This is a genomic window from Phaeobacter sp. G2 (assembly GCA_025163595.1).
In the GTDB taxonomy this organism is placed as follows: Bacteria; Pseudomonadota; Alphaproteobacteria; order Rhodobacterales; family Rhodobacteraceae; genus Pseudophaeobacter.
Genome location: CP104100.1, coordinates 3,037,717 through 3,052,923 on the forward strand (window position 1 = coordinate 3,037,717; position 15,207 = coordinate 3,052,923).

Here is a 15,207-nt window from a genome sequence, read left to right on the forward strand (position 1 = left end):
CCACAACACCTGACATAATAGCCGCAACCAAAACAAACCAAAGAGCAGCTCCCGCCAATGGCAAACGACCTTCTCAGCACGCCCGCCGACGAAATCTATGACGCCTCCTCAATCGAAGTGCTGGAAGGGCTGGAACCGGTGCGCCAGCGCCCCGGCATGTATATCGGCGGCACGGATGAGCGTGCGCTGCACCATATGGTGGCAGAAATCCTCGACAACTCGATGGACGAAGCAGTCGCGGGTCATGCCAACCGCATCGAAGTCACCCTGCATGCGGATCATTCGGTCACCATTTCCGACAATGGCCGCGGCATTCCAATTGATCCGCACCCCAAGTTCCCGGATAAATCCGCGCTGGAAGTGATCCTGTGCACCCTGCACGCGGGGGGGAAATTCTCTGGCAAGGCCTATCAGACCTCCGGCGGTCTGCACGGGGTTGGCTCTTCGGTGGTAAACGCCCTGTCAGATAGTCTGGTGGTTCAGGTCGCCAAGAACAAAGAACTGTTTGAACAACGGTTTTCCCGTGGCCTGCCCTTGGGCCCGGTTGAAAAGGTCGGCGCAGCGCCCAACAAACGCGGCACCTTTGTCACCTTTCATGCGGATGAACAGATCTTTGGCTCACATCGGTTCAAGCCCAAGCGCCTGTTCACCCTGGTGCGCTCCAAGGCCTATCTGTTCTCGGGCGTGGAGATCCGCTGGAAATCAGAGATCGACGACAAGGAAACCCCGGTTGAGGCCACCTTCCACTTCCCCGGCGGGCTCAAGGATTATCTGACAGAGGTGCTGGGCAAGGCCTCGGTCTATGCCGATGCGCCCTTTGCCGGCAAGGTGGAGTTCCGCGAGAAGTTTGGCGAGCCGGGCTATGTGGAATGGGCGATCAACTGGACACCCTCACGCGATGGTTTCACCCAAAGCTACTGTAACACCGTGCCCACGCCCGAGGGCGGCACCCATGTGGCGGGCTTCTGGGCTGCCATTTTAAAAGGCATCAAGGCCTATGGTGAACTGGTCGGCAACAAGAAGGCCGCCAGCATTACCCGCGACGACCTGATGGCGGGGGGCTGTGGGCTGGTGTCTTGTTTCATCGCTGACCCTGCCTTTGTTGGCCAGACCAAGGATCGTTTGTCGACCGAGAGCGCTGCCAAGATGGTGGAAAACTCGGTGCGCGACCATTTTGACAACTGGCTGGCGGCAGACACCAAATCGGCTGGCGCCATCCTCGATTTTCTGGTGCTGCGGGCCGAGGAACGCCTGCGGCGCAAGCAGGAGAAAGAGACCCAGCGCAAATCGGCCACCAAGAAACTGCGCCTGCCGGGCAAGCTGACGGATTGCACCTCCAAGGACCGCGTGGGCACCGAGCTGTTCATCGTCGAGGGCGACTCTGCGGGGGGCTCAGGCAAGGGCGCGCGCAACCGGGTCAATCAGGCGCTGCTGCCGCTGAAGGGTAAGATCCTCAACGTGTTGGGCGCGGCCTCAAACAAGCTGGGCTCAAACGCCGAGATCAATGATCTCTGCGAGGCTTTGGGTGTTGGATTGGGCAGCAAATTTGTGCTGGATGATCTGCGCTATGACAAAATCATCATCATGACTGATGCGGATGTTGACGGTGCCCATATTGCCTCCCTCCTGATGACGTTCTTTTTCACCCAGATGCGGCCCTTGATTGATGGCGGTCATCTGTACCTCGCCTGCCCGCCGCTGTTCCGCCTGACCCAAGGCGCCAAGCGCGTCTATTGCCTGGATGAGGCCGAGCGCGATCTGTGGCTGGAAAAGGGCCTGGGCGGCAAAGGCAAGATTGATGTGAGCCGGTTTAAAGGTCTGGGCGAGATGGACGCCAAGGATCTGAAAGAGACCACCATGGACCCCAGCACGCGGAAACTGATCCGGGTGACCATTGATGAGGACGAACCCGGCGAGACCGGAGATCTGGTCGAGCGCCTGATGGGCAAGAAACCCGAGCTGCGCTACCAGTATATTCAGGAAAACGCTAGGTTTGTTGAGGAGCTGGATGTTTAAAGCCGGGCTTCATATAGTCCATTTATGGTTTGGCTTACTTTTGTTTCCGGTTGTCTATGTTTTTGTTTCCGGTATAAAAGTTGAAAATCACTACCTCGCCGCCTTGGCATTTTATGCGCCCTTAGCAGTACTGTTTGCTCTCTATGTGAGGCACAAATGTCAGCCAAGCAAAGAACTTGTGGATTTAGTTTATTACTCAACAGGTATCGTTAGCGTAGTACTTTTTACATGGATCAATTCGAAACAGGTAGGTGAACTGCACCTTCCGAGAGGAGATCTAAAGCAAGCGATCGCTGAGAACTTCACAGAACTAGAAGCAGCGAAGCGATTTAGCCACCTATTCTTCAGTGAACCAAAAGTGCTCGTTCACGCAGCAAATGAATATTTGCAGAAACTGGGTAGCTCCCCCGTTCAATCTGCATGCATACATGAGTATGGTCTACATGACGGCCATACCGGCATCTCCTACAAGGACCGCTTTGGCGTTATCATTCGGGGTAGCATGAGCTTAGACTTAGATGCCCCGATAAAGGTATCCAAAGAGTGTGAAAAGGCATTTGGCGGAGCGCCCATCACCAGCAGTCTTTTAAATTTTTGGAAGAATGGCCAGCTGGCCAATTTTCACTCTGAAGATATACCATTTTCCGAAATCGTTCATGTTTCAGAAATAGAAAGAAACTTGCATTTTTTCTTTCCATTACAGGTAACATCCAAATCACTGACTGTAAGCAACTTTGTCGAATACCTGATAGGAAGTGATGGATCTATCCTATCCCCAACTGAGATAGAAATGCTTTCAGACGTAGAACGAGACTATCACTCGCTTACAGTAGATTTATCGTGGTTTGATCACTTTCTCACAAGCTCATTTTCTAAGCTAGGCGGCATTCTAGAGTACGCCATCTGGCCAGTTATCGGGATTTTCTTGTTGAGCCTTAAAATCACAACAATTTCAAAAAAATAATTAAAACAAATAGTTATTAAAGGTTAGCCCAATCGCCTCCCGAGGCCCGCGCCTGACCTTGGGAGGGCGCGAATGCGCCTTCGTCATGCTGAAAGCATGCCTCCGGCAAGACGGGAAGGTCAGGCGCGGGCCGTGCCGCTACGCGCCACGCCCCAGGGAATTCCTGCAAGCGCTGCACGTAGACTTGCACGGTTGAAGGCGCAGGGCTCCGCCCGTTTGAACCTCAAACAGTGCCCCGCACTGTTTGCCGCTATGCGGACCGGTTCCAACTCCACGGGGGAAGGTCAGGCGCGGGCGTGACGGCCCAGGGAAACATCTCACAACTGCCATCTTCCAAAGCTGCGGGCACCAGCTAAGGGCTCCGCCAAGCCAGGCTACTGATAGCTACCGCGTGCCGGGTCGAAGCGCAGCACGGTTTCGCGGCCGCAGACCAGATCGGGCATGCCAGCGGTGCGGCTTGAGAGGATGCCAAGGCGCACGCAGCCGGTACTGAGTGTGATCTTGCGCCCCGTCGCCAACTGGATCTCGCAATTGATCACTCCCCAGCGCTCCCACCAGTTGCAGTGCAGCAGATCCAGGCTGCCTGAGCCATCCAGATCATACTGCATCTTCAGTGGGTAGCGTTTGTCAAAACCGGGGCGGTCATAGTCCTGCACCGAGAGCTGCGCCAACGAGGGTAGCATCTGGTCCAGCACCCGGCTCTCGACCAGTTGCAGGGCGCTGCCGGTAAAGGCAAAGGCTGCAAAACGCCCGTTCAGATCGGTCTGACCAACTCCGGACTCGGTTGTCTCAACCAAAAAGCGATAACCTTGGGGCGTCTGCTGTACCTCGGGATCGCCCCAGGCGTAGAACTCCGGATGGGTGACGTTGACAAAGCGACCGCCCTGCAAAGACAACACCGCGTAGCTGGGCGCGCAGCAATTGCCGCCGCCGCTCCAGCTGTGCAACAGATCCACCTGACCGTCGCCATCAAAATCCGCCTCCAGGATTTTGTTGGAGATCCCGGTCTCCGGCACCAGAGCCTGAACCGGCGCGCCATTCACATAGGCAATGATCTCCTGCTCATACATCCCGCCGCGCACCTCATAGGTGATCGGCTGCGCCACTGCCGCGCCAGCGAAGCTTGCCACAAGGACCACACATCCACCCACAAAACGCATCATGATGTTTTCTCCGGTAACGTCATTCCACCACGGGCCCATAGAAGCAGACCAGCGTTGCAAACAGTTTAAGCAGATCTGTAGTAAACGGTCACATTTGCTTTAGCCCTGTTGCAAGCCCGCCGTCGCAGTCTTTCTATTGACAAGACGCACGCCCCGCCGCCGCCAGGAGCCCCTATGATCTTTGTCGCCGAAAACCAGCTGTTGCTGATCCTCATCTGTTTTGGCCTGGGCGCCATCGGCACCGGCTTTTTGCTGCGCAAGCCAGAGGGCCACCAGGCCTGGAAATATGCCGATCTGGTCTGGGTCTTGCTGGGCGGCATTGGCGCGCTGGCGGCGGTAATCGCCGGGATCTACAAATCCGACAGCAGCCAACTGGAGCGCCAGATTGATCTCGCCTATGCCGCCACCGCAGCCTTTGACCGCGATGCGGCCCGGTTTCGCCTGCGGTTTTGCGACCCAACCGATGACACCGATATTGCAGTGCTCTGTGACAAGATCGAATTTCTGTCGGCCTCGACTGCGGGCAATGCAGAGCTGCCCCTGTTCATCGCCGTAACGGATGAGGTCGCACCGCTGCAGGGCATCGCCTTTCTTGCCGGATCCGGCACCACAGCCCAGGAGATAACGGCCAAGGCCGCCAGCGCCGATGCTTTTGACCCGGAGAGCTTTCTGGTTTTCTCCTCGCTGGATCAGCCAACCCAGGCATCGGTGGAAAACCTGCGCCGCCGAGAGCCAACCATTGCTGCTGACTTTGTTATATTGGCGCGGGCCTATGACGATTTGATCGCCCATATCCAGCGGCTCAAACAGGAATGGGATTATCTGCAGGACAACGCCCATATCCTGGTGTTGCAACTCTTTGCGCTTTGTCTGGTCGGATTTGCGGCGCCGTTTCGTTTGGGCAAATCTGTGGTGGAGTTGCGCCAACCAGACCGCTACGCTCCCCCCAGACAGAGCAGCAAAAGAGGCCGAGATGAACTCCACACCAGCGATGAGCGTCAAAGACGCCCAGGCCCTATTGGATGAGAATTTTGCCGAATGGGTCCGGGCCCTGGACCTGACGGTGACCGCGTTTTCTCCCGTAGCAGCGGTCTTGCATATGCCGCTTGCCCCCCATCTGGCGCGGGTGGGTGGCATTGTGTCGGGTCAGGCGCTGGCGGCGCTGGCGGATACGGCCATGGTTCTGGCCGCCGTTGCCCATGCCGGCGAGATGCGGATGTTTGCCACCACTGATCTGCACACGCAGTTTTTGCGCCCCGGCGTTGGCACTGCCATCCTATGCCGGGCCGAAGTGGTGCGCGCAGGCAAGGCGCTGGTCTTTGCCCGCGCCGAAATGCACGAGGAAACCAGCGGCAAATTGATCTCTACCGCTACTGCAACTTTTTACGCCCCCTGATAGATCGGACAACAGCAGCTTGCGCAGTTTTGAACAGATCTTTGACATTTCAGCTGACCGTCACGGCGGCGCCCAGGCGCTGGAAGCAAAGCTTCTGCGCCCGGACCCCGATGTTGCGACCCTGGCAGAGGATCGCTGGCTCTCCCTGATGACCAGATGCGTCTTTCAGGCCGGGTTCAGCTGGAAGGTGATCGAGACAAAATGGCCAGGATTTGAGGCCGCTTTTGACCAGTTTGATGTGGTCAAGAACGCCTTTATGGATGATGAAAAACTTGATGCCCTGCTGCGCGACAGCCAAATTGTCCGCAATGGTGCCAAGATCCAAACGGTGCGCGACAATGCGGCCTTTCTGATGGAGCTGCGCCAGGAGGGGGGCGCCGCCAAGGTGTTTACCGACTGGCCAACATCGGATTTCGTCGGGCTGCTGGAGATGCTGAAAAAGCGCGGCAGCCGCTTGGGTGGCAACAGCGGCCAGATGGTGATGCGCTTTGCCGGGCGGGATGGCTTTGTCCTGTCCAAGGATGTTACCGGACGGCTGATCGCCGAAGGGGTGATCGACAAACCCGCCACCTCTAAAACCGCTCTGCGCCAGGTTCAGGCGGCTTTTAACCGTTGGCAAGAGCAATCGGGCCGATCCTTGATGGAAGTAAGCCGGGTTCTGGCTTTGAGTTGCGGCTAAGGGTACAGCGAGAGAAACGGGGCACATTTATGCGCAAGATATGCAAATGCAGCCATGGCCTGCAGCACACCATCCGAGGCGTCTTATGATCCTGCGGCTTGTTCTGATCTGCTCTTTGCTTGCCGCCTGCGGTCGGCCGCTCAGCGAGGCAGAGCTGAGTTTTCTGTCCGATATTCACGGCGACAGCCTCAATACCAACCAGGTGCATCTGGTACGTGGCGCGCCCGTGGCCGCTGTTACATTTCGGCGCAAACCCCGCCCCCGCGTCACCTGCCGCGAACGTATCCTGCCACCGGTCAAGGAAGAAAAGATTGTCACCTCCTCGCCAGCAGCCGTCACCCTGTTCAACCGGATCTTTTTTGTCAAAGACTGGTACACCGAAGACTATATGCCGGCCTATCCAGATCGGCTGTATCTGGTGGAGGCCATGTTGCTGGCCCATGAGATGACCCATGTCTGGCAGTGGCAGAACCGCCATATCACTGGCTATCACCCGTTGCGGGCAGCGGCCGAACACAGTGCCAGCCCGGATCCCTATTTGTTTGCGCTTGAGAGCAGCCCGGATTTTCTCAGCTATGGCTATGAACAGCAGGGCGCCATTGTCGAAGAATACGTCTGTTGCCGCGCCTTGGCACCACAGGCCGCCCGCAGTAAGCGCCTGCATGAGATGCTCAAGGCGGTGATGCCGGTGACGGACCTGCCACAGGCCCGGCAAAGCGATGTCTATCTGCCGTGGAAAGACGCCGACCTCGCGGGAATATGCACCTGACACGCCAGGTGCTGTATCAGACCCTGCACCACATGGCACAGCTGCGGCGGGATCAGCGTTGGATATCTTCCAGATAGGCCAGCAACGCCGCCAGAGGGCGCGGTGTCGGCGTAAAGACGTCATCCACTGCAACCGGGACCAGATCTCCTTCGAGCAGGGCACCAAATTCAGGCATTGCCTCTGCCCCCACGCGACCACGGCCATATCCGTCAATCTGCGACAGTACAGCTGCGCGCGGGAAAACACCGCGGTTTCGGGATGTGATATCTCTCAGATCAGGGGCATCCACGGATAGCTCTCGTGTGGCCAGATCAGCATCTACACCATGGCAGGCAGAGCAGTTCTGATTAAACAGCGCCGCGCCTTCGGCTGGCTCTGGCATATCAACATCCCCAGGGGCGCAGTTTGATAGACCAAAGGACAAAGCGATCAGGCTTAACACCACAACTGGGGATTTCATCAACATGCTTCCTTATTCTTGCGCAGCGACAGTATAATTCCACCCCGTTGAAACGGCCACCTAGGCACCAGATCAGAGCAAAAATTGTCTGCCATGGGCTGCATTTAAGCACCATTTCACTACAGCGACGATAATAATGCACAGGGGATGTCACAAGATCACGGCTTAGTCCCTGTCGGCGGTGGCCGCTTCTCGCTCACACAGCAGCCTGCCCCCCGCGAGAGGAGGAGCCACCAGAGCAGAAACCCATGCGACGCTATACGGTTTTCATGCTGGGCATCTCGGTTCTAGCGACTGTGAATGGGGCACTCGGCCAACCAGCTCCACCGCCCGCCTAAAGATCGACCAGCCTGCCCTGCTCCAGCTTGACCCGGCGGTCCATCCGCGCGGCCAGTTCGGGATTATGGGTGGCCACCAGCGCCGACAGGCCAGTGCCAGCCACCAAATCCATCAGCGCGGCAAAGACCTGATCTGAGGTGCCGGGATCCAGGTTTCCGGTGGGTTCATCCGCCAACAACACGCGGGGCCTATTGGCCAGCGCCCGACAAAAGGCCACCCGCTGCTGTTCGCCCCCCGACAGCGCCGCAGGCCGATGCTGGGCGCGGGCTGAAAGCCCAACCAGAGCCAAGAGCTCCTCGGCCCGGGCCTCGGCGGCGCGCTGTGCAATCCCATTGGCCAGTTGCGGCAGGATAATGTTCTCCAGCGCGGTGAACTCCGGCAGCAGGTGGTGGAACTGATAGACAAAGCCCAGTTCCTGGCGACGCAGGCTGGTGCGCATGCTGTCTCCCTTGCCGCTGATGTCCTGTCCGGCCACCGTGACGCTGCCACTGTCCGGCACGTCCAACAGGCCCGCGATATGCAACAGGGTGGATTTGCCTGCGCCCGAGGGCGCCACCAGTGCCACCATCTCCCCGGCGTTCAGGGTCAGATCAACGCCGCGCAGCACGTCAATCTGGTTGGCCGCACCCTGATTATAGGACTTGGTCACAGCTTTCAGCTCTAAAACAGCATCACTCATAGCGCAGCGCCTCCACCGGGTTCAGCCGGGCGGCACGCCGGGCGGGAAAGATTGTCACCACAAAGGACAGCCCCAGCGACAGCCCCACCGCAGACAGCACATCGGGCAGGTTCAGCTCGGCCGGCAGCGCATAGATGCCACGGATAGAGGGATCCCAGACGCCGCCGCCCATCACAAAATTCACAAAAGAGAAAATTGGGTCGATATAGCTGGCAAACAGACAGCCCAGGATGACACCAAACAGCGTCCCCAACACGCCGGTAAAGGCACCACAGATAAAGAACACCCGCATTACCGACCCCTCGCTGAGCCCGATAGTGCGCAAGATACCAATGTCGCGGCCCTTGTTTTTAACCAGCATAATCAGCCCCGAGACGATATTCATCGTCGCAATCAGCACCAGGATCGACAGGATGATGAACATCACATTGTCCTCAACCTCCAGCGCCCGCAGAAAACCACCCGAGGCATCGCGCCAGGTCCAAACCCCAACCGCGCCATCCGCCGCCCGCAACAGGGGCAGGATCTTCAGGTCCACCGCTTCCGGGTCGGTGATCATCACCTCGATCTCATCCGCCACACCTTCACGGTTGAAAAAGCTCTGCGCCTCGGCAAAGGGCATATAGAGCCGGGTGCGATCAATGTCATAACGCCCGGCGGTAAAAATGTAGACCACCTCGTAGGCCTTGACCCGTGGACTGGTGCCAAAGGGGGTTTTGACCCCATTGGGCGAGATCAGCTTGATACGATCACCGGGGCTGACCCCCAGTTCCCGCGCCACGCCAGAGCCGATTGCGACCCCGTCCTCAAACCGATCCAGATCGCCCATGGCACCCTCGCTTTGGGCAACGCCGGGGATGGTCAGGATGCCGGGTTTGGAGATGCCAAAGACCTCAACCCCGGCGTTGCGCTGGCGCGCGTTGGCCATGACCTGCCCCTTGATCAGCGGCGCTGCGCGGATCACGCCGGGCACCGTGGCCACCCGTGCCGCCATGGCGTCAAAATCCGTGATGCTGCGCTCCATCTGGCCAGCCGCGTTCAGCGCGCCGTGGGAATAGAGCGTCACATGGGCGTTTGCGCCCAGGATGGTGCCCACAAATTCCGAGCGAAACCCAGAACGCACCGCCAGGGTCGCGATAAGGGCAAAAACCGCCAGGGTAATGCCAATGAGGCTGATCCAGGTCATCACTGACACGCCGCCCTCGGCCCGGCGCGCCCGCAGGTACCGCCAGGCAATCATCCATTCAAATCGCGCAAAAGGCGGGGGGGTGCTGGCCATGCTGGCTCCTGCTCGCAGTTTTTCGCCAAACTGGGCTTTCCTGGGCGCAGGGTCAAGCCACAGTGCACCACACTCAGCGCATATCCACCGCCCCCACTGGGCTAGTTCACCGAATGTAGAAAATGGGAGACACCGCTTGCCTAAAACCTGGGGGCATAGTGCGAAATCGGCAGAACGCTGGGTCACTGCCGATTTGACCCAAAGTAAAACCTATCGTGCCGGGGCTCAGTGCTGTTTGATGCTGACAAAAGATACAGTTCGCCCAAGCGGCTGATCGACTTATTGATTTTAAAAGGACCGCCCAATGGAACGCGCCGATACCCTGTTTACCCCTGTTGACCTTGGCAAACTGAGCCTGAAGAACCGGATTGCCATGGCCCCGATGACCCGCACCTTTTCGCCCGGCAATGTTCCCGATGAGGCCGTGGTCTCCTACTATCAGCGCCGTGCCGAAGGCGGCGTTGGCCTGATCATCACCGAAGGCACCTTTGTAAACCACGTGGCCGCCAGCGGCTATCCCAATGTGCCCGCTTTTTATGGCGCAGAGGCGCTAGCAGGGTGGAAAAAGGTCGTTGAGGCAGTCCATGCAGCAGGCGGTAAGATCGCGCCACAGCTGTGGCATGTGGGCGCCATTCGTCGCCCCGGCGTCAATCCCGGTGGCGACACCCCGGGTCACAGCCCCAGCGGCATGGCCATCCCCGGCAAGGTGACCGGCCACGCCATGACACAGGAAGATATCGATAATGTTGTCGCCGCCTTTGCCCAGGCTGCGGCGGACGCCAAAGACATCGGCTTTGACGCGATCGAACTACACGGTGCCCATGGCTATCTGATTGACCAGTTTTTCTGGGATGGCACCAACCAGCGCCAGGACGGCTACGGTGGCGATCTGGCGCAGCGCTCACGCTTTGCCCTGGAGATCATCCGCGCAGTCCGCGCCGCCGTCGGCGAAGACTTCCCGATCATCTTCCGCTACTCCCAGTGGAAGCAGCAGGACTACTCTGCCCGGCTGTGTGACACCCCCGAAGCGCTGCAGGCCTTCCTCACGCCACTTGCCGAAGCCGGGGTTGATATCTTCCATTGCTCCACCCGCCGCTTTTGGGAGCCCGAGTTCGAGGGCAGCGATTTGAATCTGGCCGGCTGGACCCGCAAGCTCACCGGCAAGCCCGCGATCACCGTCGGCAGCGTTGGCTTGAACGCCGACTTCCTGCCCGAAGACGGCACCGCTGATTTCAAAGGCGCCGAGCCCGCCAGCCTGGACCGTTTGATTGAACGCGCAGACCGGAACGAGTTTGACCTTGTCGCCGTTGGCCGCGCCCTGATTGCCAACCCGGACTGGGCCAATCAGGTTGCCGCCGGGCAGACCGGCGGACTGGTGGCCTACGAGAAAAAGATGCTGCACCAGCTGCGTTGATCGCAACACCGCCCTGACAGCCCGCCCCTACCGTTCCCGCCCGGCCTCAGCCCTGGGCGGGAGCGGTTTTGTATCAGCAGTCTAGTTTCCGGCGCTGCCGAGTTTGCTGTGTGGCCGGGTTGACCCTGCGGCCTGGTTTGACTTTGCAATCACCCCCCTGGACTGCTAGCGTTTTGACACACAATGACAGGCGCAGAACGTGACAAAATCATCAAACATACCCAAACCCCTGAGAAGTCCTAAACCCAAGACCTCTGCGTCGACAAAAGCCAATGTCCTGGCTGAAGAGAGTGACACGCCAGTTGTGGCAGCGCCCGAAGCACCGGTAGAGGATAGCCACCCGGCAGAGGTTGCCGAGCTGCTGCCTCTGGGTGAGCTGGACAGGCTGGCCATTGCCGCTGAAACCGACAAAAGCTCCAAACGCCATGACTACATGCGGTTTTATGAGCACCTTCTAACACCCTATAAAGAAAAGTCATTTTCCATGCTGGAACTCGGCGTTGGCCTGCCCAGCCGCCGCGCGCCTTCGCTGCGCACCTGGAAGTCGTTTTTTCCAAAGGCGCGGATTATCGGCGTTGACATCAAAGGCATCTCCAAAAGCTTTGAAGAAGAGCGCATCCATATCGAGATCGGAGATGCCGCCAAGCCAAGGTTCCTCAAGCGGGTCTTTCGCACCTATCAGCCCTCGGTGATCCTGGACGATGCCTCTCACTTTTGGTCGCATCAGATCATCGGCTTTCAAACCCTGTTTCCGATGCTGCCCCCAGGCGGCGTCTATATCGTTGAGGACGTGCACACCAGCTTCCTGGCCAAGGAAGAAGGGGCGCAATATGCCGACCATGAAGAATCCTTCTGGAGCTACTTCAGCCGTCTGCAGGCAGCCCTGGTCTGCGCCCAACGTCATGGCCCAGAGCTCAGCCTCCAGGAAAGCCGTCTGGTCGCCTGGATCGACAGCATTTCGATCTCACGCAGAACCGTTGCCATCGTAAAACGCCAAAAAATGCGCCGCCGCGAGGTGGTCCAGACCACTTCTGAACCCGAAAGCTAGCTCTCCCTGCGATACATCAGCCAAGGCGGCGCAGGCCGCCTCAAGACACCCTACCGCCTGCACACATGCATCCGCAGCATTGAAGAAACCTGAAAGTTTTGATTGAGACTCTCGGCCATACCGCAGTGCGACACTGGCGCTTTAGCGCAGGGGCCATTCTGAAAGCGGCGATCACCACAGTCAGAAACGCAATTGTGCTTTGCGCTCTTAGCGAGCTCCGAAAAACTGCGCCGAAACAAGACATGAACTGGAGGGATGGGCAAACTCTTGGCTGCGACCGCGCGCAGGTCAGGTTTACGTAAAGCAGGCATAAGAACGGGCGCGGCGACGCGCCCGTTCACGTTTATAGTATCAGATATGCTTGCGTTCTTGCATCAGCCCTTTGAGGATGCACCAACACATCAACAGCAGCACGACCGTGAAAGGCAAGCCGGTCGAGATGACCATCGCCTGCAAGGATCCGAGGCCACCGCCAATCAGAAGCACGATGGCGACCAACCCTTCGAAGGTACACCAGAACACACGCTGCGGCACCGGCGCATCGACCTTACCACCAGCTGTGATCGTATCGATCACGAGGCTGCCGGAGTCGGAGGATGTCACGAAAAACACGATCACCAGAACGATACCGACGGTCGAAGTGACCGAGGCCAGTGGCAGGCTTTGAAGCATCGCAAAGAGTGACAGCTCCGGCACGTAGGCGTCGATCACGTTGGCCTTCACTGCGCTGTCGCCAAGATTGGCGATCATGTCGTTGATTGCTGTTCCGCCAAACACGGCCATCCAGAAGATGCAGACCACCGATGGGATGATCAGCACGCAGGTGATGAACTCGCGAACGGTGCGACCACGCGAAACACGTGCAATGAACATGCCAACGAAAGGAGACCAGGAAATCCACCACGCCCAGTAGAACGCAGTCCAGCCTTCGCGAAAGCCGTCATCCGTGCGACCAAACGGGTTGGACAGCGGGATAACCTCCTGCGCATAGGCCACGAGCGTATTACCGAAATCGGTAAAGATGCCAACGGCCCCCGCGGTGAACAGCACAAAGAGAAGCAGCGCGATGGCCACAATCATATTGAGCTCGGAGAGAATTTTCACCCCGCCATCAAGACCACGTAGCACCGAGATCAGCGCCACGATTGTGATGCCCACGATGAGGATGACCTGAACCGTTACGCTGTTTGGAATGCCATAGACATACTCCAGACCAGCATTGGCCTGTTGCGCCCCCAAACCAAGTGAGGTCGCAAGACCAAAGAGCGTTGCGAAGACCGCTACGATATCAATGGTGTGGCCCCACCAGCCCCAGACACGTTCACCCAGAATCGGGTAGAAGGCCGAACGGATCGAAAGCGGCAGCCCCTTGTTGTAGCTGAACAGTGCAAGGGCGAGCGCGACAATTGCGTAGATTGCCCAGGGGTGCAGAGCCCAGTGATAAGACGTCGCTGCCAGTGCCATGCGCCGGGCGGCTTCGACGTTTTCAGCGATCAAGACGCCATCCTCAGTGAAGGGCCGCAGCGCGCCCAATGGTTCATCCCCCCAGGGGGTACCAAAGTAATAGGCCGGCTCCAAAACGCCAAAGAACATTAGCCCGATGCCCATACCGGCTGCAAACAGCATCGCGAACCAGCCCGCATAGCCATAATCCGGGGTCGCGTCAGCGCCGCCCAACCGGACCGCCCCGTAGGGCGACACAATGAGGGCAAGACAGAACACAACAAAGATATTCGCCGCCGACAAAAAGAATCCGTCGAAGGTTGATGTCAGTGCCGGGCGGAGCCAGCCAAAGAAATCAGCCGCCTGTTGCGGTGCCAGCAGCGCGTAGAGCACGAAGGCCACCACCGACAGACTGGAAATCAGAAAGACCGGGTTGTGGATGTCCATGCCAAAGGGCCCGAACTGCGTTTCGATATTGTCTTGGCCAATTTCGTAATCAGTATCGATGATATCTGAGGCGCCCTCGGGCGCCGGTATCCCTGTGTTTTCGTCTATTTCTGAGTTATCTACCAAGTTTCCACTCCCCCTGTCATTTTCGTTTAGCGGTCCGGCGTATCACGCGCGCACAACCATTACCGAGCACTTTGCATGCTCTGCCAGCTTTCCACCGTTTGACGGCCAGATGTAGTCCATGACGTTTGGCACATGGCTCGCCATTACGACAAGGTCGGCGCCGGTTTCACCGATTGCGCGCATAAGCGCATCGTCGATCTCGGCGGTTGGATCGTGCGAAACAGCGGTATGCGCCAACGCCTCGATGCCATGCTTTGCCGCCTCTGACTCGGCGAAGGCTGCAAGCTTTTGGCCAAACTCTTCCGGGTTATGCCCAAGTTTACTTGGGGCAGACGACGTGACCCCCACGTAAACAATCGGCGCACCATAGTGTTTTGCCAGATCCGCCGCGCAGTCAAGCGCGGTGCCAAGCCGCTCGACATGCGCCAGATCGACAGGTGTCATAATTCGCTTAAACATTGTCACCTCCCTGCGAGTGCGTGGCTTGGCGGAATTTTCTCACTCCTAAGGGCCACACAAGCCCGCGTTTTTCTCAGAACCGATAATTTTTCGACCGTAATACTGAACCTAACCTTCTGTGGGAGAGGAATGCAAACAGGCTGTGGGTGGATAATGTAAACAGGCGCGCCGATTTCTGCATCAGGGAGCCTTCGTATGATGTTTGGGCAACACAGGCAGATGAGCTACTCCTCGAAATTCGGACACTGACATAAGCTACGACTTGCAGTCTGCTGATCTTCGACGAAAAGGAGATCAGAGATGTCGAAACGCAAGCAGCCCGCGCCTGCTCCCCTCAGCCGGGTAGCAGTTAAAAGGAGTTCCTGGCCTAGGCCAGGAGCCACAACTGTCAAATGTCACTATGGAAGGCCGCAATGCGCAAGATTGCGACCTTTGCAAATCCAGGCACCCAGCGCAAAGCAGTCATTTCTCAGGATGATAGATGTACCACTCTGCCCCCCAAATTCTAAAAGCCGCACGTCAAATC

Annotated in this window: 14 protein-coding genes; 8 read left to right on the forward strand and 6 right to left on the reverse strand. The window is 58.0% G+C overall.

The window, feature by feature from the left end:
* Positions 1 to 57: 57 nt before the first annotated feature.
* Together parE and N1037_14410 are read left to right on the forward strand one after the other, a co-directional pair.
* Positions 58 to 2,016: a DNA topoisomerase IV subunit B gene (parE, locus tag N1037_14405; GenBank protein ID UWS78457.1), complete on the forward strand. Its 1,959-nt coding sequence runs from the start codon at positions 58 to 60 to the stop codon at positions 2,014 to 2,016.
* On the forward strand, positions 2,009 to 2,980 hold the full coding sequence (locus N1037_14410) for a hypothetical protein (GenBank protein ID UWS78458.1): 972 nt from the start codon (positions 2,009 to 2,011) through the stop codon (positions 2,978 to 2,980). The genes parE and N1037_14410 overlap by 8 nt, the downstream gene beginning before the upstream one ends.
* Positions 2,981 to 3,354: 374 nt before the next feature.
* Here the strand turns inward: N1037_14410 and N1037_14415 are convergent, their stop codons facing one another.
* The gene (locus tag N1037_14415; protein ID UWS78459.1) at positions 3,355 to 4,143 is read right to left on the reverse strand and encodes a hypothetical protein; all 789 of its coding nucleotides are present in this window, start codon (positions 4,141 to 4,143) and stop codon (positions 3,355 to 3,357) included.
* A gap of 174 nt (positions 4,144 to 4,317) precedes the next feature.
* Here N1037_14415 and N1037_14420 point away from each other — a divergent pair, with 174 nt between their 5' ends.
* The 4 genes from N1037_14420 (at position 4,318) to N1037_14435 (ending at position 6,987) form a co-directional block, all read left to right on the forward strand.
* Positions 4,318 to 5,169, forward strand: a complete 852-nt coding sequence (locus N1037_14420; protein ID UWS78460.1) for a hypothetical protein — start codon at positions 4,318 to 4,320, stop codon at positions 5,167 to 5,169.
* Entirely contained in the window at positions 5,117 to 5,539 is a 423-nt protein-coding gene (locus tag N1037_14425; protein UWS78461.1) for a PaaI family thioesterase, read from the forward strand. The genes N1037_14420 and N1037_14425 overlap by 53 nt, the downstream gene beginning before the upstream one ends.
* 19 nt (positions 5,540 to 5,558) lie before the next feature.
* Positions 5,559 to 6,218, forward strand: coding sequence for a DNA-3-methyladenine glycosylase I (locus N1037_14430; protein UWS78462.1), 660 nt, complete (start codon positions 5,559 to 5,561; stop codon positions 6,216 to 6,218).
* An 85-nt stretch (positions 6,219 to 6,303) separates the two neighbouring features.
* Positions 6,304 to 6,987 (forward strand): hypothetical protein, encoded by a 684-nt coding sequence (locus N1037_14435; GenBank protein UWS78463.1) that lies wholly within the window; start codon positions 6,304 to 6,306, stop codon positions 6,985 to 6,987.
* 52 nt (positions 6,988 to 7,039) lie between these two features.
* Here the strand turns inward: N1037_14435 and N1037_14440 are convergent, their stop codons facing one another.
* The 3 genes from N1037_14440 to N1037_14450 all read right to left on the reverse strand — a co-directional run bounded on the left by N1037_14440 (position 7,040) and on the right by N1037_14450 (position 9,744).
* The gene (locus tag N1037_14440) at positions 7,040 to 7,447 is read right to left on the reverse strand and encodes a cytochrome c (protein UWS78464.1); all 408 of its coding nucleotides are present in this window, start codon (positions 7,445 to 7,447) and stop codon (positions 7,040 to 7,042) included.
* Between the two features lie 334 nt (positions 7,448 to 7,781).
* Complete coding sequence (locus N1037_14445; GenBank protein UWS78465.1) at positions 7,782 to 8,465, reverse strand: ABC transporter ATP-binding protein; 684 nt, start codon at positions 8,463 to 8,465, stop codon at positions 7,782 to 7,784.
* Positions 8,458 to 9,744 carry a lipoprotein-releasing ABC transporter permease subunit gene (locus N1037_14450; GenBank protein UWS78466.1) on the reverse strand — a complete coding sequence of 429 codons (1,287 nt, stop codon included), beginning with the start codon at positions 9,742 to 9,744 and terminating at the stop codon, positions 8,458 to 8,460. Before N1037_14450 ends, N1037_14445 begins: the two co-directional genes overlap by 8 nt.
* 304 nt (positions 9,745 to 10,048) lie before the next feature.
* Here N1037_14450 and N1037_14455 point away from each other — a divergent pair, with 304 nt between their 5' ends.
* Positions 10,049 to 11,158, forward strand: coding sequence for an NADH:flavin oxidoreductase (locus N1037_14455; GenBank protein UWS78467.1), 1,110 nt, complete (start codon positions 10,049 to 10,051; stop codon positions 11,156 to 11,158).
* A 199-nt stretch (positions 11,159 to 11,357) separates the two neighbouring features.
* Positions 11,358 to 12,206, forward strand: coding sequence for a hypothetical protein (locus tag N1037_14460; protein ID UWS78468.1), 849 nt, complete (start codon positions 11,358 to 11,360; stop codon positions 12,204 to 12,206).
* Between the two features lie 351 nt (positions 12,207 to 12,557).
* Here N1037_14460 and N1037_14465 read toward each other — a convergent pair whose 3' ends face one another.
* Entirely contained in the window at positions 12,558 to 14,222 is a 1,665-nt protein-coding gene (locus N1037_14465; GenBank protein UWS78469.1) for a BCCT family transporter, read from the reverse strand.
* 42 nt (positions 14,223 to 14,264) lie between these two features.
* On the reverse strand, positions 14,265 to 14,681 hold the full coding sequence (locus N1037_14470; GenBank protein UWS78470.1) for a universal stress protein: 417 nt from the start codon (positions 14,679 to 14,681) through the stop codon (positions 14,265 to 14,267).
* Between the last annotated feature and the right edge of the window lie 526 nt (positions 14,682 to 15,207).